At 36.0% G+C, this 23,821-nt stretch carries 21 protein-coding genes; 15 read left to right on the forward strand and 6 right to left on the reverse strand.

The annotated features are described in order from the left end of the window. The first annotated feature begins 9 nt into the window (after positions 1–9). Positions 10–672: a tRNA (adenosine(37)-N6)-threonylcarbamoyltransferase complex dimerization subunit type 1 TsaB gene (gene tsaB, locus P700755_RS08260; protein WP_015024231.1), complete on the forward strand. Its 663-nt coding sequence runs from the start codon at positions 10–12 to the stop codon at positions 670–672. Between the two features lie 4 nt (positions 673–676). On the opposite strand, the gene P700755_RS08265 is transcribed toward tsaB, so the two are convergent. The 3 genes from P700755_RS08265 to metG are packed head-to-tail and all read right to left on the reverse strand — an operon-like array spanning position 677 to position 4,404. After that, positions 677–1,435, reverse strand: a complete 759-nt coding sequence (locus P700755_RS08265) for a hypothetical protein (protein WP_015024232.1) — start codon at positions 1,433–1,435, stop codon at positions 677–679. A gap of 32 nt (positions 1,436–1,467) precedes the next feature. Next, positions 1,468–2,313: a mechanosensitive ion channel family protein gene (locus tag P700755_RS08270; protein ID WP_015024233.1), complete on the reverse strand. Its 846-nt coding sequence runs from the start codon at positions 2,311–2,313 to the stop codon at positions 1,468–1,470. A gap of 30 nt (positions 2,314–2,343) precedes the next feature. Then, positions 2,344–4,404: a methionine--tRNA ligase gene (gene metG, locus P700755_RS08275; RefSeq protein ID WP_015024234.1), complete on the reverse strand. Its 2,061-nt coding sequence runs from the start codon at positions 4,402–4,404 to the stop codon at positions 2,344–2,346. Between the two features lie 138 nt (positions 4,405–4,542). Here metG and P700755_RS08280 point away from each other — a divergent pair, with 138 nt between their 5' ends. From P700755_RS08280 to P700755_RS08320, 9 genes are all read left to right on the forward strand, one after another. Next, positions 4,543–5,058 carry a hypothetical protein gene (locus P700755_RS08280; RefSeq protein WP_015024235.1) on the forward strand — a complete coding sequence of 172 codons (516 nt, stop codon included), beginning with the start codon at positions 4,543–4,545 and terminating at the stop codon, positions 5,056–5,058. 76 nt (positions 5,059–5,134) lie between these two features. Next, complete coding sequence (locus P700755_RS08285) at positions 5,135–5,746, forward strand: hypothetical protein (protein ID WP_015024236.1); 612 nt, start codon at positions 5,135–5,137, stop codon at positions 5,744–5,746. Positions 5,747–5,852: 106 nt separating this feature from the next. After that, positions 5,853–6,749 carry a S66 peptidase family protein gene (locus P700755_RS08290; protein WP_015024237.1) on the forward strand — a complete coding sequence of 299 codons (897 nt, stop codon included), beginning with the start codon at positions 5,853–5,855 and terminating at the stop codon, positions 6,747–6,749. A gap of 2 nt (positions 6,750–6,751) precedes the next feature. After that, positions 6,752–7,114: a YraN family protein gene (locus P700755_RS08295; RefSeq protein WP_015024238.1), complete on the forward strand. Its 363-nt coding sequence runs from the start codon at positions 6,752–6,754 to the stop codon at positions 7,112–7,114. A 13-nt stretch (positions 7,115–7,127) separates the two neighbouring features. Continuing rightward, positions 7,128–8,147, forward strand: coding sequence for a pirin family protein (locus P700755_RS08300; RefSeq protein ID WP_015024239.1), 1,020 nt, complete (start codon positions 7,128–7,130; stop codon positions 8,145–8,147). Between the two features lie 109 nt (positions 8,148–8,256). Beyond that, positions 8,257–8,652: a hypothetical protein gene (locus tag P700755_RS08305; protein ID WP_015024240.1), complete on the forward strand. Its 396-nt coding sequence runs from the start codon at positions 8,257–8,259 to the stop codon at positions 8,650–8,652. Between the two features lie 175 nt (positions 8,653–8,827). Continuing rightward, the gene (locus P700755_RS08310; protein WP_015024241.1) at positions 8,828–9,616 is read left to right on the forward strand and encodes a TIGR04255 family protein; all 789 of its coding nucleotides are present in this window, start codon (positions 8,828–8,830) and stop codon (positions 9,614–9,616) included. Between the two features lie 2 nt (positions 9,617–9,618). Continuing rightward, on the forward strand, positions 9,619–10,122 hold the full coding sequence (locus tag P700755_RS08315) for a hypothetical protein (protein ID WP_015024242.1): 504 nt from the start codon (positions 9,619–9,621) through the stop codon (positions 10,120–10,122). Continuing rightward, on the forward strand, positions 10,123–10,671 hold the full coding sequence (locus tag P700755_RS08320; protein WP_015024243.1) for a hypothetical protein: 549 nt from the start codon (positions 10,123–10,125) through the stop codon (positions 10,669–10,671). Between the two features lie 105 nt (positions 10,672–10,776). Here P700755_RS08320 and P700755_RS08325 read toward each other — a convergent pair whose 3' ends face one another. Continuing rightward, entirely contained in the window at positions 10,777–12,450 is a 1,674-nt protein-coding gene (locus P700755_RS08325) for a glutamine--tRNA ligase/YqeY domain fusion protein (protein ID WP_015024244.1), read from the reverse strand. Between the two features lie 253 nt (positions 12,451–12,703). Between P700755_RS08325 and P700755_RS08330 the strand changes: the two genes are divergently transcribed. After that, positions 12,704–13,657, forward strand: a complete 954-nt coding sequence (locus tag P700755_RS08330; protein ID WP_245536027.1) for a S41 family peptidase — start codon at positions 12,704–12,706, stop codon at positions 13,655–13,657. Between the two features lie 343 nt (positions 13,658–14,000). Here the strand turns inward: P700755_RS08330 and P700755_RS08335 are convergent, their stop codons facing one another. After that, on the reverse strand, positions 14,001–14,753 hold the full coding sequence (locus P700755_RS08335) for a DeoR/GlpR family DNA-binding transcription regulator (RefSeq protein WP_015024246.1): 753 nt from the start codon (positions 14,751–14,753) through the stop codon (positions 14,001–14,003). Between the two features lie 196 nt (positions 14,754–14,949). On the opposite strand from P700755_RS08335, the gene P700755_RS08340 reads away from it, so the two are divergent. Genes P700755_RS08340 through P700755_RS08355 form a run of 4 tightly spaced genes read left to right on the forward strand, consistent with a single transcriptional unit; the run spans position 14,950 to position 19,624 of the window. Next, complete coding sequence (locus P700755_RS08340) at positions 14,950–16,527, forward strand: glycerol-3-phosphate dehydrogenase/oxidase (protein WP_015024247.1); 1,578 nt, start codon at positions 14,950–14,952, stop codon at positions 16,525–16,527. Between the two features lie 57 nt (positions 16,528–16,584). Next, a complete protein-coding gene (gene glpK, locus P700755_RS08345) occupies positions 16,585–18,081 on the forward strand; it encodes a glycerol kinase GlpK (RefSeq protein ID WP_015024248.1) in 1,497 nt (498 codons plus the stop codon). Positions 18,082–18,083: 2 nt separating this feature from the next. Further along, entirely contained in the window at positions 18,084–18,815 is a 732-nt protein-coding gene (locus P700755_RS08350) for an MIP/aquaporin family protein (protein ID WP_015024249.1), read from the forward strand. An 11-nt stretch (positions 18,816–18,826) separates the two neighbouring features. Further along, the gene (locus P700755_RS08355) at positions 18,827–19,624 is read left to right on the forward strand and encodes a hypothetical protein (RefSeq protein WP_015024250.1); all 798 of its coding nucleotides are present in this window, start codon (positions 18,827–18,829) and stop codon (positions 19,622–19,624) included. A gap of 254 nt (positions 19,625–19,878) precedes the next feature. On the opposite strand, the gene P700755_RS08360 is transcribed toward P700755_RS08355, so the two are convergent. Next, a complete protein-coding gene (locus tag P700755_RS08360) occupies positions 19,879–23,331 on the reverse strand; it encodes a pyruvate carboxylase (protein WP_015024251.1) in 3,453 nt (1,150 codons plus the stop codon). Positions 23,332–23,821 lie beyond the last annotated feature (490 nt).

Raw genomic sequence — 23,821 nt, forward strand, 5'->3', positions numbered from 1 at the left:
CCTTATTTATTGAGTTTGATTCTTTGTATTGAAACCTCTACAACTAATTGTTCTATAAGCATTGGAAAAGAGGGACATCTGCTAGCCTTAAAGGAGATAGACAATAAGAACTTTTCACATTCTGAACAGTTACATACGTTTATTAAAGAGCTACTACACTCTGAGAATATATCTATCAAAGAACTTAGTGCCGTTTCTATAAGTAAGGGTCCTGGCTCTTATACAGGTTTAAGGATAGGCGTTTCTGCAGCGAAAGGTCTAGCCTATGCCCTAGACATTCCTCTCATTTCTGTATCGACCTTGTTGTGTTTAGCAAAGCAGATCGATGTCGATAAAGCGGTCATCATCCCAATGATAGATGCTAGAAGAATGGAAGTCTATTCTGAAATTTTTAATGCTAGTTTTGAAAGTAAGCGAGGAATTAAGGCTGAAATATTGGAGGAAACCTCATTCCATCAGGAATTAGATACAAATGAAGTTCACTTTATAGGAAATGGTGTGGAAAAATTTCAAGCGATCTGCAGCCATCCCAATGCTATTTTTCACAAAGAAAAACTCCCGTCTGCAAAGGAGCAATGCCCTATAGCGAAACGGAAGTTTGATAATGGTGATTTTGAGAATGTGGCTTATTTTGAGCCTTATTACCTCAAAGATTTTGTGAGTAATAGTTAATTAACTAAAGAGAATTATAATAGGATATAGTTCGTTTTAGTTCGTTTTCAAGTTCTTTATCGGTTCCTCTAAACTTGAATTTGTTAGATTTAATAAAATCTTTCATTACCTCTTTTTCGTTATTTTCAAAAGAATCTAAAATATCCCATCTATCGGCTTCTATAGAAGAAAAGGTTTGACCTGAATCTTTAGAAATATAATAAGTAAAATTTGTAATCAACTGAGGAGGAGTATCTCTTTGGTAGGTGGTTGACGCTCGTTTTGCTGATATATAATTCTGATAGTATTTTTTGAATAAAACAATTTTTTTATCTTCACTGTTTAAGACCTCTAAATAGCCGCTATCGCCATCAAAAAAGATTTCATCATTAAAATAGAGCTTGAACAACTTTCCTTCAACTAAGTACTCGTAAATATCTACTCTTTTTAGAACCATTGTTTGTACTAGGTCCATTTTCAATTCATTCTCATACTTTACCTCAACTTGATCATAAAAGATATTATATCTCAAATTGGCCTTAATTTTTGATTTTTCTTTGGAGTTATTGATAATAACTCCCGACTTGAATTCTTCAGTAAGAAACGGAGAACCTTCAATGTCTTTTAAATTCATTTGTCCATCTTCGGTATCGATAGTGTATATATCGCCAGATTCACGGACGACTAGTTCTCGGAGAAATTCTCCCTGACCAGCGTATTGAGCATTAACTTCAGAAGAAAATAGAACCAAAATTAATAGACTTAAAGAAACATAATTTTTCATAATAATTTTTTTCTTAATAAATATAACAAAAATTATTTAACTTTCTTATTCATATCGTATAAATGTACATCGCGTTGTGGAAATGGAAAGGAAATTCCTGCATCTTCAAGTTCCATTTTTAGCTTTTCAATCGTATCAAAGTGTAATTCCCAGAAATCGTCTTGATTAGCCCAAAATCGTAAAGACAAATCAACGGAATTATCTCCTAAACCTCCTACAAAAACAACGGGAGCAGGATCTTTTAAAACGCGTTCATCAGAATTAACGATGTTTAATAAGACTTCTCTAGATTTTTTAATGTCACTATCGTAGGAAATTCCAACGGTCATTACATTTCTGCGAGTAGGCTCATAAGAATAATTGGTCACTTTATTATTGCTTAATTGACCGTTAGGAATAACAATGCGCTGATTGTTTGGAGTTGTTAGAATCGTATAAAAAATACTGATCTCGGTCACTGAACCTGATTCCTCCTGAGCTTCAATAAAATCGCCAACCCGAAATGGTTTCAGTATAATAATGAGAACCCCTCCAGCAAAGTTGGAAAGCGATCCTTGTAAAGCAAGACCGATAGCTAAACCCGCTGCTGCCAAAATTGCTGCAAACGAAGTGGTTTCTACACCAAGTTTTGTAATGATGACAATAAACAAAAGGATTTTGAGCACTATGCCCAAGATACTTAAGGCAAAACCTCTTACGCCTCGGTCTACCTCGCGTTTTTCCATTATTTTTCTTAAACGACCTATAATCAATTTTATGACCCATAACCCTAGGATCAAGAGAACTATAGCAGCGATGATACTTGGAAGATAGGTTAAGATGCTGTCTAGCAAATAATTTGCATATTCGCCAACACTGTCAGTTGAAATGTTTTCCATGAGCAATGATTTTTTAATAATATAAATATATCAATTAATTGTTGAACCATTTTCAACGTCTCCAGACGGATCTGGGTTCACAAAGGTCAATTTTCCAGAGGAATCTTCAGTCATTAAAATCATCCCTTCGCTTAAGGTGCCTTTAAGTGTAATAGGTTTAAGATTGACGACAACACTTACTTTACGACCAATAAGCTCTTCTGGCTTATAATGTTCTGCAATTCCAGAAACTATAGTTCTTTGATCTAAACCAGTATCTACGGTGAGTACCATTAATTTTTTGGTCTTTGCCTTTTTCTCTGCCGTTATTATGGTTCCTACTCTAAGATCGAGTTTGGAGAAATCTTCAAAAGTAGCTACTTCTTTTTGGGGTTCTAGTTCTTTCTCTTCATTTTCTATTTTGGAAGCTTCAAGTTTATCTACTTGCTTTTGTATCTCCTCCTCTTCAATTTTACTAAAAAGGAATTCAGCTGTATTGATGTTATGATGAGAAGGAAGCAATTCATCTAGTTTCGAAATATCATTCCAAAATGGATGAGAAAAGCCTTCAAAATTGAGCATGGTTTTCAATTTTAAAGCGGTAAAAGGTAAAAAAGGCTCACTTAAGACTGCTAAAGCACTTGACACTTGCAAAGCCACATACATAATCGTAGATGTTCGCTCAGGATTTGTCTTTTGCAGTTTCCAAGGCTCTTCATCAGCTAGATATTTATTGCCAAGACGCGCCAGATTCATCATAATCCCTTGGGCTTCCCTAAAGCGGTATTTCTCGATAGAAGCTGAAATTTGTGAGGGAAATGTTTTAATATCCTCAAATACTTTGAGATCAGTTTCGCTAAAGTCAAAGGCTTTTGGCACTACTCCTTCATAATACTTATGCGTTAGAACCACCACTCTATTGATAAAGTTCCCATAGATGGCAACTAACTCACTGTTATTTCGGGTTTGGAAATCCTTCCACGTAAAATCATTATCCTTGGTTTCAGGAGCATTTGCTGTAAGCACATACCTCAACACGTCTTCTTTACCTGGGAAATCTTCTAAATAGTCGTGTAACCAAACTGCCCAATTTTTAGAAGTGGATAGTTTACGGCCTTCTAGATTCAAAAATTCATTGGCAGGTACATTATCTGGTAAGATATAGCTGCCTTCTGCTTTCAGCATCGCAGGGAAAATAATACAATGAAACACAATATTATCTTTGCCTATAAAATGAACAAGCTTAGTGTCCTTATCCTTCCAATAAGGCTCCCAATCTTTGCCTTCCCGTTCTGCCCATTCTTTGGTAGAAGAAATATACCCAATTGGAGCATCGAACCAAACATAAAGGACTTTACCTTCACCTCCTTTTACAGGAACTGGTATACCCCAATCTAAATCTCGAGTAACTGCCCTAGCTCGTAAACCTTCATCTAGCCAAGATTTACATTGTCCATACACATTAGCTTTCCAGTCCTTTTTATGATCTTTTAATATCCAATCTTTCAAAAAGCCATCATATTGATCTAACGGTAAAAACCAGTGCTTGGTTGACTTTAACGTAGGTACATCTCCTGTGATAGCAGATTTTGGATTTATTAAATCAGTAGCATTCAGAGAAGAGCCACATTTTTCACATTGATCGCCATAAGCTTCTTCATTGCCACATTTTGGGCAAGTCCCTGTTACAAAACGGTCGGCTAGAAATTGATTGGCTTTGGCATCGTAGAGTTGTTCTGTTGTTTCTTCAATAAATTTTCCCTTATCGTACATGGTCTTGAAAAACTCAGTCGCCGTATCATGGTGGATTTTAGCAGAAGTTCTTGAATAATTATCAAATTGAATCCCAAAATCTTGAAACGATTGCTTGATTATAGCGTTGTATTTATCGACAACATCTTGAGGACTTATGCCTTCCTTCTTGGCTTTGATTGTAATAGGGACACCATGCTCATCACTTCCGCAAAGAAAAGCGACGTCTTCTCCCTTCAGTTTCAAGTAACGAACGTAAATATCTGCTGGTACATAAACCCCTGCCAAATGTCCTATATGTATAGGCCCGTTGGTATAGGGCAATGCTGCGGTAACTGTATAGCGTTTTGGGTTCTTCATGAGTCTAAAATTTCTAAAGCACAAATGTAATAAACCCCTTTACATAAAAAGACTAAGGCTATTGTATAATATGTGTGAAAAAGCCATTGAACTATACAGAAATAAATATATTAGAACTTAACCAAAAAACATCCTATTATGAAGCTTATCTCAAAACTTTGCCTTACGGCGCTAATCCTTATGTTCTTTTTTTCATGTAGCAGTGATGATGATTCTGCTCCTCCCATTGAAAACGAAAACTTTTTAAAAGTTGGAAATCAAGAATTTGAACTCAAGTCTGGGTCATATGGAACCGATAGCTTAGAGGAAGGACTTTATGCTTTTGGAATTACTTTATACGACACCAATTTAAATATAGTAGATGGTGAGCCAACACCAGAAGACAATATAGTTAATGGTATTTCTTTTGGAATTTATACAGATAATAGTACTAAGCCAGACCTTGGTGAATACATTTTTACAGGAGCTTCCAATCCAGGTGAAGATTCACTTGCCGCAGCATTAATTTTATCTAACATAAATGTTGAAAACCAAACAGGGCAAACTATTGAAATTGAAGTTGGTATATTAGAAATTGTAGAAAATGAAAATGAGTATGTACTTAATTTTACGGGTGTTGACGAGGAGGACAATGAAATCTCAATGAACTATTAGAGGTCCTCTAACTTTAGTTGAAAATTAAACTATTGTGTCTTAATTTTTAAATTTCATCAATAATACCTCCCTTATTATGAAAATAATTTTTTTAGCATTTTTTAGTCTCTTTTTTGTATCACAAGCATCCGCTCAAGATCAAAATAACTCAACCACTGCAAGCGTAGAAAAATCAATTTATGGCATCCAAACTGGGTTCTTAGGGACTTGGCTGTATAACGAAAGCCGGCTTAATAATGAATTTGCCCTAAGAAGTCAAGTGGGTTTTGACTTTAGAGTAGAAGGCATTAGAGAATTTGAGTCATTTGGACCTAATAGTGACTTTTACGGCATCCTCCATTTAAGCTTAGAGCCCAGATGGTATTATAATTTAGACAGAAGATTAAAAAAAGGAAAAAACATCGATCGTAATAGCGGGAACTTTGTTGCTTTACTAGCCTCTTTAAACTTGGAAAGTGTGTCTTTTACGAACAATGATAGGATAAGAAGTTTAGATCAGATCAGATTTGTTCCGAAATGGGGCATTCGTCGTAGTTTAGGAAAGCATATTTCTTATGAAGCTGGTTTTGGTTTTGGCTACGCTTTCTTTTTGAATAACACAGAAAAAACTGGGTTTTTTCCATTTAGGAATGAAAGAACTGGTGATTTTACAGCAGATATTCACTTAAGAATTGGGTTTGATCTATAAAATTTATTACTTTTAAATGATAGATTTATAACTTCTTGATACTTTTCTATGGCTTTAATGAAACCATAGAAGCACTAGAAGTTATAAACAATTTACAAATCCGATTATGAGTCTTCCACCTCCACTCCAAACTGGCGACCAAGTCGCTATCATAGCTACCGCAAGATATATTTCTAAAGCAGAGATTCAGCCTGCGATTGACCTATTAAAAAGCTGGGGGCTCAAGCCTATTTTAGGCTCTAGCATTGGTCAACAAGAACACCAATTTGCAGGAAGCGACCAAGAGCGGGCAAAGGATTTTCAAAACCAACTGGATCATCCAGACATCAAAGCTATTTGGTGTGCAAAGGGTGGTTATGGTTCTGTAAGAATCATTGACCATATTGACTTTTCTAGTTTAAAAAAACAACCCAAGTGGATTATTGGTTATTCGGATGTGACGGCTATTCATATGCATTTACAGAGTATAGAAATTGCCAGTCTTCATGCACAAATGGCATTTGACATTGAGGCTAAATCAAACTCTACCTCAACTCAGCTTCAAAAAGTATTATTTGGAGAAAATGCCGGTATCTCCTCACAAAACATTCATCCCTTACAAAAAAACGGAACAGCTTCTGGCGAAATCATTGGAGGAAATTTATCTGTGCTCTATTCCCTATTAGGGAGTTCATCTGCTCCTAGCTTTAAAGGGAAAATCTTGTTCCTTGAAGATCTCGATGAATACCTCTATCATATCGATAGAATAATGCAAAACTTAAAACGCAGTGGTATTTTGAAGGTGATTAAAGGTCTTATTGTTGGTGGCATGACACAAATGAATGATAACACCGTACCCTTCGGGAAAACCGCCGAAGAAATCATTTCTGAAGCTGTGCAAGTTTACGATTATCCTGTCTGTTTTCAATTTCCAGTGGGACACACGCAGGATAATTTGCCTCTCATTTTTGGTAAAGTCGCAAGACTTGAGGTGTCTTCTAGTCAAATTCAGCTAACCTATTAACCATGGCAGAGCACAATGAACTTGGAAAAAGTGGAGAGAAAGAAGCGGTAGAGTTTCTTCGAGCAAAAGGCTACACTATTTTAGAAATTAATTATGTCTACGATAGAGCAGAAGTCGACATTATTGCCAAAACTGGTAAAACCTTAGTCGCTGTGGAAGTCAAAACCAGAAGTACGCCAGAGTTTGGTGACCCTCAAGATTTTGTGAAACCTGCGCAAATCAAACGGTTGGTAAAAGCCGTTAATTTTTATATTAATGATAAAGACCTCGACCTAGAGGTAAGGTTTGATATTGTGGCTATTATTAAAAATAAATTAGGAAAACGTATAGAGCATTTGGAAGATGCTTTTTATTACTTTGAATAAATATAAAAAGAGAATGAGTGATGTTATTTTAAGAATTAAGGAGCTTGGTTTTCAATGGGAAACCAAAGATCCTTTTTTGTTTTGTGCTTTTCATGAGGATCAATTTCCGAAGGGAGGAACCAAACTTGGTCCTTCCAAGGAAAGCTTAAAAGATCGGTTTTTGGGGAATGATTTTAATAAAAAAGACGGCTGGCGGATGTATCATGGACAAGAAATACCTGGGTTTCCTTACCATCCCCATGCAGGTTTTGAAACCATTACTTTAGTAGAAAAAGGCTTTGCAGATCACTCAGATTCTATGGGGGCCAAAGGGCGATTTGGCCAAGGTGACGCACAATGGATGACCGCAGGAAAAGGCATTTTACATTCTGAAATGTTTCCACTTATAAATCAAGACAAAGGAAATCCTCTTTTACTATTTCAAATCTGGTTGAATTTACCCAAGCGTTCCAAAAAAGTAGAACCTCATTACAAAATGCTTTGGCACGAAGATATTCCTATTATTGAAGAAAAAGATAAGCATGGAAACGCTATGAGTATCAAAATTATCGCTGGAAAATACAAGTCAGAAAAAGCGTTGGATCCCACTCCAGATTCTTTGGCAGCAGAAGATAATACCGATATCCAAGTCTGGAGAATTAGCTTAGCATCAGGTGCGGAGTTTACACTTCCTCCAGGAGAGGCAGAAAGTAACCGCGTTTTGTTTTTTTATGAAGGAGATCAAATTAAAACCGAAGGGTCTGAGATTCCTGCTGGTCATTCCTTAGACCTTGAGGGGTCTCAAGAACTCAAACTTGTAAATGGTAATAAAAAAGCTGAGCTACTTTTGCTACAAGGGAAGCCCATCAACGAACCTGTTGTTCAGCAAGGCCCTTTTGTGGCCAATTCTACTGAAGAAATGAACAGCATCATAAGAGAGTACCAACAGACCCAGTTTGGAGGTTGGCCATGGCCAAAAGCAGAATTTACGCATGGAAACAAAGGTCGTTTTGCTTTATTTTCCGATGGAAATTTGGTAGAGAAGCCTAAGTAAAAACTGCCTTAACTATCAGTTTTGACCAAGCTCGACCCATAAAGAAAATCTCTGCAAAGAGGAGACAAGCATATCAATATCATACTATTAAGAAATTAAACCCTTTATAATGAAAAAACTAGTCTTCCTTTTAATTGTTAGTCTAAGTTTAATCTCCTGTGAGGACTTATGGAATAATGATGATGACGGTCTTTATTATCCTTTTCCTGAAGAACCCATCACTTTGTTTGAAATCAATATAGGGAGTTCAGGTGATCGTGTCGCGGAAACTAGCTTAGGCAATTTCGAGGACAACAGAAGTGCCGTTTTCCAAATTAGGGGTCAGCATTCCAGGGTAAGTGAGCTAGACCAAAATCCAGATACTGGAGAAATTATTTTTAGATACCAACCACGTCGAGGCTTTGTAGGCGAAGATTATGTTGAAATCATCGCTCCAACAGATAAAAGTGGGAATCAAATTTTTGAAAGTAAAACTCTTGAATTTTATATTAAAGTGCATGATTAAATAAAAAAGCGAGATAGAAGCCCGAAAGGACATTTAAAACTAAGCTAGCATTGGCATTTTGTTTTTTATATTTTACCAAGTTGCTAATTTATAGGTTTGCTAAAACTCACAGAAATTGTTTATTTAGACTCAAATAATAATCTACATTTGTTGATGAATTTATTTTTTAAATTAAATGTTAGAATTTTTAAAGCCTATATCTGAAAATCATTCGATTAGTAGAGCTGTAGCATCTGTTTTCATTCCACAAGCTTTTCTAAAGCCACAGGATATCTTTGAAAAAACAAAAGATGTTATAGGTTTTAAAAGTTATCCTAAAAAAGGAATGTTGAAGGCAACAACTATTAATATTAAAAATAACAATTTAGGAATAAGTAATGAACAAATTAAGGGCTTTATATTTGAAAGTTATGATGATGAGGGTTCGATAAATAATGTTTTTAAGTTAGAAAACAGCAAAGAAAATCAATCGATTCTGTCATTAGAGAATAGAAAATATAAGAATTGGAATACATTTAAAGTTCAGTTAGACTCTGATTTAAATTCATTTTCTGGTATAAACGATTTTTATGTTGAAGCGATTAGTTTAAATTACAGGGATGAATTTATATGGATGGATAGAGATTCATCTATCCCTGTTGCTGAAATATTTAATAATGATTCAGAACTTCTAAATAAGAAGTTTTTGTCATCTAAAAATGGAACCTTAATTTTAATTTCTCAGGGCAATGATGAAAACGGTTTTGTTTACGAAGAAAGAACAGAAATTTCTTTTAATAATGATATTAAAAGAATAATAATTGACCATCAATACGTTCAACGCTTTGGTAATATCGAATTATTTAGTATATTAAATAAAAATAAAAGCTTTAGCTTACTTTACAATAAAGCTCATACAGAAAACAAAAAAATTCTTAAAGACATATTAACAGTAAATAGTCAGAACTTAATAAAATTGAAGTGATTATGGCATTATTAACAAGTTTTTTTGCTTTAAATCCGGAAGTTGAAAAATTCAATTTTTTACACAGAAACAATATTGAAATGGAAAATGTATATCTTGAAGAAGAAATACTTGACTTGAAGCACACTTACCATTTTACAGAATTAACAAGTAATGATAAATCAGATTTATTAAAAAGTCAAATCTTAGACTTCTTTAATTCGACTGATAAGAATATCAAGATATCCTCAGAAGTACTTTCTCAATGCTATTCCTTTATAGAAAATCTTTATCCAAGTATCTTGGAACAATTAGAAATTGATGAGGTATACAGCACACCTTACGGTACTGTTATTTTTGATTGGGAAAAAGATGTAGATAATGCTTTTTCATTAGAAATTGGCGCTAAAGAATTTGGTTATTTTATAGAAATAAACGGAACTGATGCTAAACAAGTGGATTCTTTAATATTAGACTTATCAAAAAATGAATTACTTCAAGATTTATCTAGCTTCTTATCAGTTTAAATGTCCTTATTAGTTCCAAAAAAAATTGCAGACGATGAAATCTTGGTTCACTATATATTTGATCGAAATTTCAAGAAAAAAATCATATCAGAAAGAGAATTAGTTTCGAAAGATATCTTTTTACCTAACAAGGGTGGAGTCTCTTTACAAAGAAGTTTTTATTGTAATGAAAATAAATGTAAACAACTTGCAAAAGATATTGCTATTGGTAAAGTTTATATAGGCTTTTTTGTCTTTAGAAAATCAGATTTTGAAAGAGTTAAGCAAAATTATGTTCTACATGAAAGAAGCGAATTTGATGCAGATATTATTTCAACACCTTTAGATGAATCTTTTGCATCTATAAAATCTAAGGTTTATATTGATTCTACTGGGAATCCTGCTCACGCCGATTTAATTTATAAAAACCCTGCTCTAAGAGAAAGTGAAAGTCCAAATACTGCAATTAGGTCTTTTTCCAGAAAACTTTCTAAAAATTGTAAACTTATAATTGATACCAATCCATCTTCAAAATCCTTTGAAGATATTGAATTTAAAAAAGTTATCTAAAATTTTCGCAAAATTTTATTTTGTAATTATCATTCCAGTTACTAAAGATTCCCGACCTATTTATAGCGTTAGCTAAAAAAAGCGAGACTCTCATCTCGCTTTTTTCTACTTATTCTTCCAGCTGTCTCTTAAGGTCACCGTTCTATTAAAAACAAGCTTATGTTCTGTAGACTCTCTATCCACACAGAAATATCCAATGCGTTGGAATTGGAATTTGTCTTCCACTTTTGCAGACTTTAAGCTAGGCTCTACATAAGCTTTGCCGATCTGTAAAGAATCAGGATTCACAAAATCTAAAAAGTCTTTGTCCTTATCTGCTGAGGGATCTTCCACAGAAAACAACCGATCATAAAGTCTCACCTCTACTTCTTCAGCATGAGGAATAGAGACCCAGTGAAGAGTTCCTTTTACTTTTCGTTGAGAAGCCTCTGTGCCACTCCCACTTTTGGTGTCTGGATCATAGGTACAATGCACCTCTAAAATAGTTCCATCTTCATCTTTCACTACCTCTTCCGCTTTAATGATATAAGCACTTTTCAAACGTACCTCTTTGCCTAATTTTAAGCGAAAAAACTTGCGGTTAGCTTCCTCTTTAAAGTCTTCTTGTTCTATATATAGTTCTCTAGAAAAAGGAATTTCGCGTTCTCCAGCAGACTCATCTTCTTGGTTGTTCTCTGTAACAAGCCACTCTTCTTTCCCTTCAGGGTAATTGGTAATAATCACTTTTAAAGGATCCATCACCCCCATTACTCGTGGTGCTTTTTTGTTAAGATCATCTCTCACACAGAATTCCAGATGCGCTACATCTATCATATTTTCTCGCTTACCTATCCCTATACTCTCGGCAAAATTGCGGATAGATTCTGGAGTATAGCCTCGTCGTCGCAAGCCAGAAATAGTTGGCATCCTAGGATCATCCCAAGAATTAACGATGTTTTGCTCTACCAGTTGCGCTAACTTTCGTTTACTAACCATGGTGTGGCTCAAGTTACGTCGTGCAAATTCTCTTTGTTTTGGAATGAGCTGACCAGGTTGACTTACGCGATCGACGAACCAATTGTAAAGCTCACGGTGAGGTAAAAATTCTAGGGTACAGAAAGAATGAGAAATAGATTCTATAAAATCTGATTCCCCATGAGCCCAATCGTACATAGGATAGACTTTCCAGTCATCTCCTGTGCGATGATGTGCCTTATGTAAACACCTGTACATCAAAGGATCACGCATAATCATATTGGGAGACGCCATATCAATTTTAGCGCGAAGTACATGAGCTTTTTCTGCAGTTCCCCCATTTTTCATCGCTTCAAAAAGCTCTAAATTTTCTCCTACAGAACGCTGTCTATACGGACTGGCTGTTCCTGGCTGAGTAGGAGTTCCTTTTTGAGTCGCAATATCTTCAGACGATTGGCTGTCCACATAAGCATCACCAGCTTTAATTAACTCCACCGCCCAGTCATATAGTTTCTGAAAATAGTCTGAAGCATAACATTCCTCTGCCCATTCAAAACCAAGCCATTTCACATCGGACTTGATAGACTCTACGAAAACCGTTTCCTCTTTAATAGGATTGGTATCATCAAATCTTAAGTTGACAGGCGCTTTATACTTTAACCCCAAACCAAAGTTCAAACAAATTGATGAAGCATGACCTATGTGCAAAAATCCGTTAGGTTCTGGAGGAAACCTGAATTTAAGATCACTTACTTTATAGTCGGTTTTCAAATCTTCTTCAATAATCTGCTCGATGAAGTTCAATGATTTTTTTTCTTCAGACATAATTCAAAATTAAGTTGCAAATTTACTTAAATTCGGTTGGCTTCTTTAGGGAGCTAATAAGATTTAATCAGATTTATTTAGGGACGAAATACAGCATTATAAATGAACTCAAATGCACTAGGTTTATACTACAACTTGACTCTGGTATTTAAGATTATTATAGTTGAGAGATCTAAATTTAATAGAATATTCGTGTAAAAGTCTTATTTTAATGTGACGCTAACCAATGGAAATTAATTTTAAAAAAAATGACATGAAAAATCTAAAACCCCTACTCATCATCGTTTTATTCTTATTTATTTCTTGCAGTTCTGATGATGATTCCCCTGAAACAAATATTAGAGTTACCAATTTCATAAACGAGGTAGTAGATATTATGGAGGTGAATTCAATTAATAGAAATACCATTAGCTGGGACGATTTTAGAACTCGGGTATTGACTAGGGCTCAAAATGTAACTGGAACAGATAATCCACTCCGCTTAGCTTTGCAATTACTTGAAGACAACCATAGCTTTATAAGGAAGACAAACGGTACATTTATTTCTGGATCATCTATATTTTGTCCGCCCTCAGATTTATCTCCTGTCCCAACACCAGATAATGTAGGGTACATTAAGATTAATTCTTTTTCTGGTAACGATCAGAGCGAAAGTTTAGCTTTTGCCGAAAATATTCAAAACGAGATAAGAGTTCAGGACAGTGAAAATATATCGGGTTGGATTGTAGACCTAAGAAATAACCCTGGCGGCAATATGTGGCCCATGCTGGCAGGAGTAGGACCAGTTTTGGGGGAAGGTATAGCGGGGTACTTTATTGGTCCAGACAATGAATCCACACCATGGTCTTATGCTAATGGAGCAGCCATTTTAGGGCAAAATACTATCGCTAATGTAACATCTGCTTATACATTACTCCATTCAGACTCCAAAGTAGCAGTTCTGTTGAATCGTGCAGTAATTAGTTCTGGTGAAGCTATAGCTATATCATTTATCGGACGGAGCAACACGGAAACTTTTGGCGAAGCTACCTGTGGATTATCTACCGCAAATGCTGGTTTTTCATTAAGTGATGGCTCTACATTGTTTCTTACAACTGCATTTATGGCTGATCGAAATCAGAATGTGTATGGCGAGTCAATTCTTCCAGACAATGTTGTGAGCGATGGAGAACTCATTCAGGCAGCGATAGATTATATAAATAATTAGAACCTATACTCATCATTTATATCTACCAAGTACCTAACACTATCCTTGAAGAATTTTTAAAAGCACCCAGTAAATAAAAATTCATGAACACACACATTTCCTAATGCCTGATGACTGTAAAACACACTATCATATTTTAAATGACCATTATAGGATTTGTAAATACTTGTAAACAATTCATAGGATAACACCTGTGAATTCAAACACTCTATCCATATCTTCAGATTCTAGATTTCGTTGAATTCCAAGTTTAGAATAGTAGATTTTACATCAAGAGAATCATTTCAATCTAGGGCTAGATTTTGTTCTGCCACTTAAGCTTTTGAGGTAAATTTTAAAGCTGTTATACCAAAGTCAATTGGATACCATGGTCTCTGATTTCTTGAGCTAAGGTACTACTGATTGCGGAATCGGTAATGATATGATGAATTTCAGAAATATCACATATCTTTCCAAAGCCCTTTCGGTTGAATTTGGAAGAGTCTGCTAGAATAATTATTTTTTGAGCCGACTCAATCATCTTCTTATTCAGCATCGCTTCGCTTAGACTTGTAGTAGTACACCCATAACTCATATCGATACCGTCTACGCCAAGAAATAATAAATTACAGGAAATATTTTCCAAGATCGCCTGAGAAAAATGACCAGTCACCGATGAAGAGCTATGCCTTACATTTCCTCCCAACTGTAGGATATCATAATGAGGAGACTTGGTGAGCTCTAACGAAACATTAAGCGAAGAAGTGGTTATATTTAGATTGCCCTCAATATTAATAGCTTTAGCAAGGGATTGCATACTTGTCCCAGAACCTATCATAATAGAGTCCTCTGGCTTGATTAATTTTACAGCAGCCTCTGCTATTGCATTTTTTTCTTTAACATGAATTTTTTCCTTTTCACTAACGTTCCTATCATTAATATATGGATTTTCGAAAGTAGCGCCACCGTGATTCCTAAAAAGAAGACCTTTGTTTTCAAGCAGTTTCAGATCCTTTCTTATCGTTACGGCTGATACACTAAACATGTCACAAAGTTCGGAAACACCTATATAACCTTCCTTCTGTAATAAATCTAAAATAGCTTGATGTCGTTTCATTTGCATTTCACTTAAGTCACAAATATAAGTGATATTAAAACACTAAGGTCGGCTAGGCTTGTATTTATAGCTTCACTTGTAACATTAAAATTATCAATATAGCTTCATTATGTTTCGTTTTACAGTAATTATTTCACTTATTCTTTCGTTTTATTATAATTTTATTATATTTGGTTTATATTAGAAATAAAACAAAATGATAAAACAGCTACTTTTTGACAGAAAACATCTCATTGAAAACGCAAAAAAAGTAAAGGAGTGGGATGTCATTGTAATCGGGGGAGGATCCACTGGTCTTGGAATTGCATTAGATAGCGTCACTAGAGGTTATAAAACTCTTCTTCTGGAACAGTTAGATTATGCCAAAGGAACGTCAAGCAGAAGTACTAAGCTTGTCCATGGTGGTGTCCGATATCTTGCACAAGCCAATTTTTCCCTAGTTACAGAAGCCTTGAAAGAAAGAGGCTTACTAGAGCAAAATGCTCCACATCTAGTTAAAAATCAAACCTTTTTAATTCCAAACTACACTTGGTGGGAAGGTCCTTATTATACGCTAGGTTTAAAAGCCTACGACTTTCTTGCTGGGAAATTAAGTTTAGGTGCTTCTAAACATCTGAATAAAAGTGAAACCATTCGTAAGTTAAAAACGATTAAAAAAGATAAATTGAGAGGGAGTGTTAGTTATCAAGATGGTCAATTTGACGATTCTAGACTAGCAGTAAATATTGCACAAACTGCCATTGAAAAAGGAGGCTCTTTACTCAATTATTTCAAGGTCAAAAATTTAACAAAAGACACTGATAATAAAGTATCTGGTGTTCTAGCCATCGATCAAGAAACCAAAGAGGAACATCTCTTTAAAGGAAAAGCTATTATCAATGCCACAGGAGTTTTTGCAGATGATATTTTGCAAATGGACGAGCCTGGCTCCAAAAATATAATACAACCTAGCCAAGGAGTTCATTTGGTTTTTGATAAAGAGTTTCTTCCTGGAGAAGATGCTCTAATGATACCAAAAACTGATGATGGGAGAGTTCTCTTTGCAGTCCCTTGGCATGATAAAGTGATTGTGGGGACTACCGACGAAATGGTAGATTCTCATACCACAGAGCCTAATGCCTCAGAGAAAGAGGTTGAGTTTATCCTAGAAACCTTCAACCGTTTTATAGAAAGGAAAGCCACACGAGCAGATGTGAAAAGTATATACGCCGGTCTTAGACCACTTGCTGCACCAGAAGATGATAGCGGAAAGACAAAAGAGATTTCCAGAGGACATAAAATCTTCGTTTCAGATACTGGTCTTGTTTCTATTACGGGTGGTAAGTGGACTACCTACAGAAAAATGGCAGAAGATACCCTCGATAAAGTAATCGCTTTAAATAAACTTCCTAAAAAAGAATGTGTCACAGAACGTCTTTTGATACATGGCGCGATGGAAACAGAGGAAAGAGGGAATCACCTTTACGTTTATGGTACTGATCAGGTCCATCTTAAAACTTTACTAATAGAAAACCCTAGCCTAGGAGAAAAGATACACCCAGACCTGGAGTTTCAAAATGTAGAAGTTTTGTGGGCGGCAAGGCATGAAATGGCAAGAACTGTTGAGGATGTCTTAGCAAGAAGAGTGAGAGTCTTATTTCTAGACGCTAAGCGTTCTATTGAAATGGCTCCTAATGTTGCAGAAATTTTAGCAAAAGAGCTCAATAAAGATAAGTCGTGGATATCCACGCAAATTGAAGACTATACTCAACTCGCTAAAGGATACCTCATGTAATCTTTTAACAAATCTAAAATACCAACCTTAATTAATAACCCTAAAACATATAATTTGATGGAGAAATACATTTTGGCATTAGACCAAGGAACAACAAGTTCAAGAGCAATTGTGTTTAACAAGAAAGGTAAAATCTATTCTGTTGCTCAAAAAGAAATCACTCAATACTTTCCAAAACCAGGCTGGGTGGAACACGACCCTTTAGAAATTTGGTCTAAACAAGCAGGTGTTGCTGCTGAAGCAACAACCAAAAAAGGACTAAATGGTAAAAATATTGCTGCCATAGGAATCACCAACCAAAGAGAAACAGTGGTCATATGGGATAAACACACTGGAGATCCTATTTATAACGCAATTGTTTGGCAAGATAAACGGACCTCTGACTATTGTGACCAGCTTAAAGCAGACGGTAAAGAAAAGATGATACAAGAAAAGACAGGTCTTGTGATAGATTCCTATTTTTCAGGAACTAAGGTCAAATGGATTCTCGATAATGTTGAGGGAGCAAGAGAAAAAGCAAACGCTGGTGATCTTATTCTTGGAACAATGGATTCGTGGTTAATTTGGAACTTTACCAAAGGGGAACTCCATGTAACTGACGTGACCAACGCTTCTCGAACCATGCTTTTTAATATTCATACCATGGACTGGGATGATGATCTCTTGGAATTATTTGACATTCCAAAAAACATGCTGCCAGAAGTTAAAGATTCAAGTGAAGTGTATGGACATACCAAAACCACAGTATTTGCTTCCAAAATTCCTATTGCGGGTATTGCTGGAGATCAAATGGCTGCCTTGTTTGGTCAAATGTGTACAGAAAAAGGAATGGTGAAAAGCACTTATGGAACAGGCTGTTTTATGCTGATGAATATTGGTGATAAACCTATTATTTCAAAGAACAAATTATTGACTACTGTTGCTTGGAGAATTAATGGTAAAACTGAGTATGCACTAGAAGGTAGTATTTTTATAGGTGGTGCTGTGGTCCAATGGCTAAGAGATGGATTGGGAATTATTAAAAGATCCCAGGATATTGAAAACTTAGCGATGTCTGTAGAGTCTACAGACGGTGTATATTTTATTCCTGCATTTGCTGGTATTGGTGCTCCATATTGGGACCAAGAAGCGAAAGGGACTATGTTTGGAATTACAAGGGGAACCACTGATGCTCATATTGCAAGAGCTTCTTTAGAAGCTATAGCTTATCAAACTATGGACATCTTAAAAGCAATGGAGGCCGATTCCGAAATCGATATAGGAGAATTACGTGTGGATGGTGGAGCCACTGTTAATGACATGTTGATGCAATTTCAATCTGATGTTTTAAATACCACTACTATAAGACCAAAAGTAACTGAAACCACTGCTTTGGGGGCTGCCTATTTAGCGGGATTGGCGGTTGGTTTTTGGAAAGATATGGAAGAAATTCAGGCCACCTGGAAAGAAGATGTCAAATTTCAACCAACAAAAGACCAAGATAAAATTCAAGACGGTATCAAGGGTTGGTACAGAGCGATTAATGCCCTCCAATCTTGGAGTAAATCTAAATAATTATGACACCATTTATAGCAGAAATATTAGGGACAGCTATACTCATTCTTCTTGGAGGAGGAGTGGTTGCTAGTTGCGTATTAAAAGAAACCAAAAGCAGCGGCTCCGGGTGGATCGTTATTACCACAGGATGGGCTATGGCTGTTTTTATAGGGGTGCTTGTTGCTGCGCCTTATAGCGGAGCGCATATTAACCCAGCAGTAACTTTAGCATTAGCTCTTGAAGGAAGCTTTCCTTGGAAAGAAGTGCCAGTGTATATTTTAGCTCAACTTATTGGAGCAATGATAGGCTCTGGAACGGTTTATGCCCTCTTTAAAGATCATTTTGACGCCTCAGATGATGCTGCAGGTAAGCGCGCTATCTTTTGTACCGATCCAGCGATTTCGAATACATTTAGGAATTTATTAAGTGAAATTGTGGGCACTTTTGTACTCATCATCGCTGTATTTTATATCTCTGGAGCAGAGTTGCATGGAGAAAATAGTGCTCCCGTTGGACTTGGATCTGTTGGTGCAATTCCTATTGCGTTTGTCGTGTGGAGTATCGGTTTATCCTTAGGGGGACTTACAGGTTACGCCATTAATCCTGCAAGAGACTTAGGCCCTAGAATTATGCACTTCCTCCTTCCTATTAAAGGAAAGACTCATAGCAACTGGTCGTATGGATGGATCCCCGTTATAGGACCGTTTATAGGCGCAGTACTAGCCACCTTACTTCATTTAATGCTTAGCTAAAAACTAAAATAATGATACCTTTTATAAAAATAATAGGACTTTTTATAGTCCTAAACACTACTGCTTTGTCTTATGGTCAAAGAGATTATGACAGAATTCCGAATTTACCTAAAGAGAATTTAGAGACCAAAGAGGATAACGACTCCTATCGCCCATTTAATTTTAACTTAACGGTAAAAAACATGCACTTATGGCGAGGGTATCGTGTGACAGATGAAGCTATGACTGCCGCTAATGTATATTATGAATCCAAGAATAGAAAATTTAAAGCTGGTCTTTGGGGAGGAGTAGGATTTGCAGGAAATTATACTGAATTTGACTACTACCTGTCTTACGAGCACAACAACTGGACGTTTGCTATTTGGGATATCAATAATTACACCGATTTTCCAAATGCTAAAATTTTCAACTACGACAGAGCAGTAACCTCACACTTTATAGATGTTTCTATAACTCATAAATTAGAACAAATCCCATTACAGTTTTCTTGGAGTACGATAGTTCAAGGTCGGGATACCTATATAAATTCCAATGGTGACTTACGAAATGCTTTCACAAATTACGTAGAAGCTTCCTACAGTATTGCCGATGGTAAAAACTGGAATTTAAGTGCTTATGTTGGCGCAGCATTTTCATTTGTAAGTGATGCTCACTTTTATGGAGAAAAAACCGGTTTCAACAATTTTGGACTATCTTATACAAAAGATTTAAAGATCCTAGATAAGTATACTATTCCTGTAGCCGCTACTGCCGTGTGGAACGATTTACAAGATTATGGTGCTTTACAAATCGCTGTTGATCTATTTTAACCCAGCTCAATAGATCAGAATATTACGTTAGATCTCTTTTGATTTTGGGTTTCGAAAAATTTCAAGTGTAGAATAAGTTAGCTTTAAACTTAGCATTCTCTTGAACCCTTAGCTGGGCCTGTAAGATCCTAATTGAAGGCACTAGGAAACGATTTGAAAATTATTTTTTTGCCGTTTTCACGTCTCTGCATTAAAAAAATAAAAGTCCCTTTCTACAGTTGAAAGAGACTTTTACTTATTAAAATAGTAGATATTTATTTCAATTTCACTACCAAATCATCTGAATATACCATTATTCCTGAATTTAGTATAATGTCACTAACTTCTCCCTCAGCATTAGCGGTTACAGTAGTTTCCATTTTCATAGCTTCAATAATGAATAAAGGCTGGTTCTTTTTGACCTTGTCTCCTTTCTTCACTAGAACTTCAGTCAACGAACCTTGTAGCGGAGCGCCTACATGTTTTTCGTCCGATTTATCGACTTTTTGATGAGCTACTTTTTCGACCTTAACATTGTTATCTCTAACAAGGATGTTTCGAGTTTGACCGTTAACCTTAAAGAATACAGTGACCATTCCATCTTCATCCGTTTCCCCTATTGAAACTAAAGTAATCAATAAGGTTTTTCCTCTATCCAACTCCACCACAATTTCTTCACCAGCTTCCATTCCGTAGAAGAAATTTTTCGTTGGAATATTGTGTACACTTCCGTACTTCGTATGATGGTTATAGGCGTCTGTGAAAACTTTAGGATAGAGTTTATAAGATATAAAATCTTCAAAATCTAAGATTCTGTCAATTCCATCAGAGAACATGTCTTGGAAATCTTTAAATTCTTTTTTAAAATCTACAGGATCTAAATGGGCATTAGGTCTATCTGTATAGGGCTTTTCTCCTTTTAAAATTATTTTCTGAATTTTCTTTGGGAAACCACCAACGGGCTGTCCTAAGTCTCCTTTAAAAAAGCTAACGACCGATTGAGGGAAAGATAAGTTTTCACCATTTTTCAGCACATCTTCAATAGTCAAATTATTGCTCACAAGGTATTGAGCCATATCGCCAACCACTTTTGAACTTGGGGTCACTTTAATTATGTCTCCAAAAAGCAGATTTACTTTGGCGTACATATCTGTAATTTCGTGGAAACGATCTGATAACCCTAAAGATTCTGCCTGTGGTTTAAGATTGGAATACTGTCCACCTGGGATTTCGTGAGTATATACTTCGCCTGTTCCAGATTTTAAGCCAGACTCAAACGGATAATAATAAGTTCTCACTTGCTCCCAATAAATAGAATATTCATTCAACTTCTCATTATTCATTTTATTTTCTCTAGGATGGTATTTCATGATCTCAACCAGAGAGTTAAAATTAGGTTGGGACGTAAGCCCAGATAATCCCCCAAGCGCCACATCAACCACATCTACTCCTGCTTCTATAGCATTCATATAAGTGGCCCCTTGCATGGAAGAGGTATCGTGAGTATGTAAATGGATTGGGATTTTAATTTCAGATTTTAAGGCCGAAATAAGCTCTGTTGCTGCCTTTGGTTTTAATAAACCAGCCATATCTTTAACGGCAAGAATATGAGCACCAGCATTTTCAAGATCTTTGGCTAGTTGTATGTAATACTTAAGCGTATACTTCGTTCGGTTTGGATCCATGATATCTCCTGTATAACACATGGACGCTTCTGCCAGACCACCCGTGTTTTTTCTTACATACTCGATACATGGGACAATAGATTTCATCCAGTTTTGAGAATCAAATATTCTAAAAATATCCACCCCATTATTCCAAGATTCGGTAACGAAACGTTCTATCAGATTGTCCGGATAGGCCGTATAACCAACCCCATTGGAACCTCTCAGCAGCATTTGTAATAAAATATTGGGTACAGCTTCTCTAAACATACGAAGCCTTTCCCAAGGATTTTCTTTTAAAAATCGCATGCAAACATCAAAGGTTGCTCCTCCCCAGACCTCCATACTAAAAACTTCGGGGTGATCTTTAGCAAAATTGGCCGCTACTTTTTGCATATCAAAGGTTCGCATTCTAGTGGCCAACAAGCTTTGATGCCCATCTCGCATGGTCGTATCTGTGTAGTGAATTTTCTTTTCGTTGGTTAACCATTTAGAAAATTCTTCAGGACCCAATTCGGTTAATAAATCTTTAGTCCCTTTTTGATAGGGTCCTTTTAGTATACTCTTAGGCACTTCTGGGATTAAAAACCTTGGGTTTTTAATCGTATTCTTGACATCTGCATTTCCATTCACGGTAATATCTCCTAGAAAATTCACCGTTTTGGTCGCTCGGTTTCTTGGCTCTTTGATATCGAAGAGCTCTGGAGTATTTTTGATGTAGTTGACCGTGACTTTTCCTTCTCGGAAAGTGGCATCCTTTAGAATGTTATCTAAAAAGGCCATATTAGTTTTAACACCACGCACTCTAAACTCCGCTAGGGCACGACGCATTTTCTTACACGCATCGTCCAAAGTTCTGCTACTTGCCGAAACTTTTACCAGCATAGAATCGAAGAACGGAGAAATCTTAACCCCCTGGTAAACACTCCCTGCATCTAGTCGTATCCCGAAACCTGAAGCACTCCTATAGGTAGAAATAATTCCATAATCTGGTTTGAAATCATTTTTCGGATCCTCTGTAGTGATTCTACATTGTACAGCAAAACCAGTGATGGATACAGATTCTTGATTGGGAATATTAATTTCTTCATCCGATAGTTTATAGTTATCAGCTATGTATAATTGAGTTTTGATGAGGTCTATTCCTGTGACCACCTCTGTAACTGTGTGCTCCACTTGCACCCGAGGATTGACTTCTATAAAGTAAATGCTTCCATCATCATCTACAAGAAATTCTACCGTACCAATATTGTTATAATTTACAGCTTTACAAATTTTTATAGCATAGCTGTAAAGTTTGTTCTTAACGGTTTCATCCAAGTCTTTAGATGGTGCAAATTCAATAACTTTTTGATAGCGCCTTTGCACAGAACAATCTCTTTCAAATAGATGTAGGGTATTTCCAAAATTATCTGCGACAATTTGGATTTCAATATGCTTTGGATTTTCGATAAATTTCTCCAGAAACACGGTTTCATCACCAAATGCATTTTTGGCCTCTCTCCTAGATTCACCATAAGCTTTTTCAAGCTCTCCCATGCTTCTCAACACTCTCATACCTCGTCCACCACCACCAGAAGCTGCCTTGAGCATTAAAGGAAAACCTATTCGCTCAGCTTCCTCGGTCGCAATCTCCAAGGTGTCTAAATCTTTTTTATTGCTTTCTATAACAGGGACATCACTTTTAATCGCCACTTTTTTGGCGGTTATTTTGTCTCCTAAAGACTTCAGCACATCCACTTTAGGCCCTACAAATATGATATCATTATCGGCACAGGCTTGAGCAAATTTTGAATTTTCAGAAAGAAAACCATAGCCAGGGTGGATAGCGTCTACGCCGTTCTCCTTAGCAACCCGAATAATCTCCTCTATATCTAAATAAGGTTTTAAAGGTTCCTTATCATCTCCAACTTGGTAAGATTCATCTGCTTTATATCTATGTAAAGAATACCTGTCTTCGTATGTATAAATTCCAACAGTTCTTATACCAATTTCTGTACAAGCGCGAAAAATTCTTATAGCGATTTCGCCTCTGTTAGCAACTAAAACTTTATTGATGTTCATTCTATTTATCTTTAATTTGAAAATATTTCCGCTTGGCTTTAAAGTTATTAAATAAATTGGTGAGCCCTACTTTATTGCTAATTTTTAAGAAAAAAAAGATGAACTATTTCGTATATCCCTTATGAAAGACTCCTTATTTACCTTAATTAATAAAGAACTCACGCTTTCTCAACTCACCAAAAAAGAAAAGACCGATAATTTGTCTTATTCTACGAAACCTATCGCTTAGGTTGCACAGGAAGAACTATTCCATTTGCCTTCGAGCTTTTTCTTCAGTTTCCTAAACTGAATTTAATAGTTATACATACTCATTTTGGGAACCAATCGTTTTCCAAGGTCGAAATTTGAGACCTATTTACATCTAAGGCTTCCCCTTTTGAAGATGTTTGACACTGTTTTTTATTTATAGAAACTTCCAAGGCTACAAAGTCTTTATGTAATTAAAAAAATGCCGCCGCACAATTAAGAACTCGAAAAAAACAAATGCTTT

Source organism: Psychroflexus torquis ATCC 700755 (assembly GCF_000153485.2).
Classification (GTDB): Bacteria; Bacteroidota; Bacteroidia; order Flavobacteriales; family Flavobacteriaceae; genus Psychroflexus; species Psychroflexus torquis.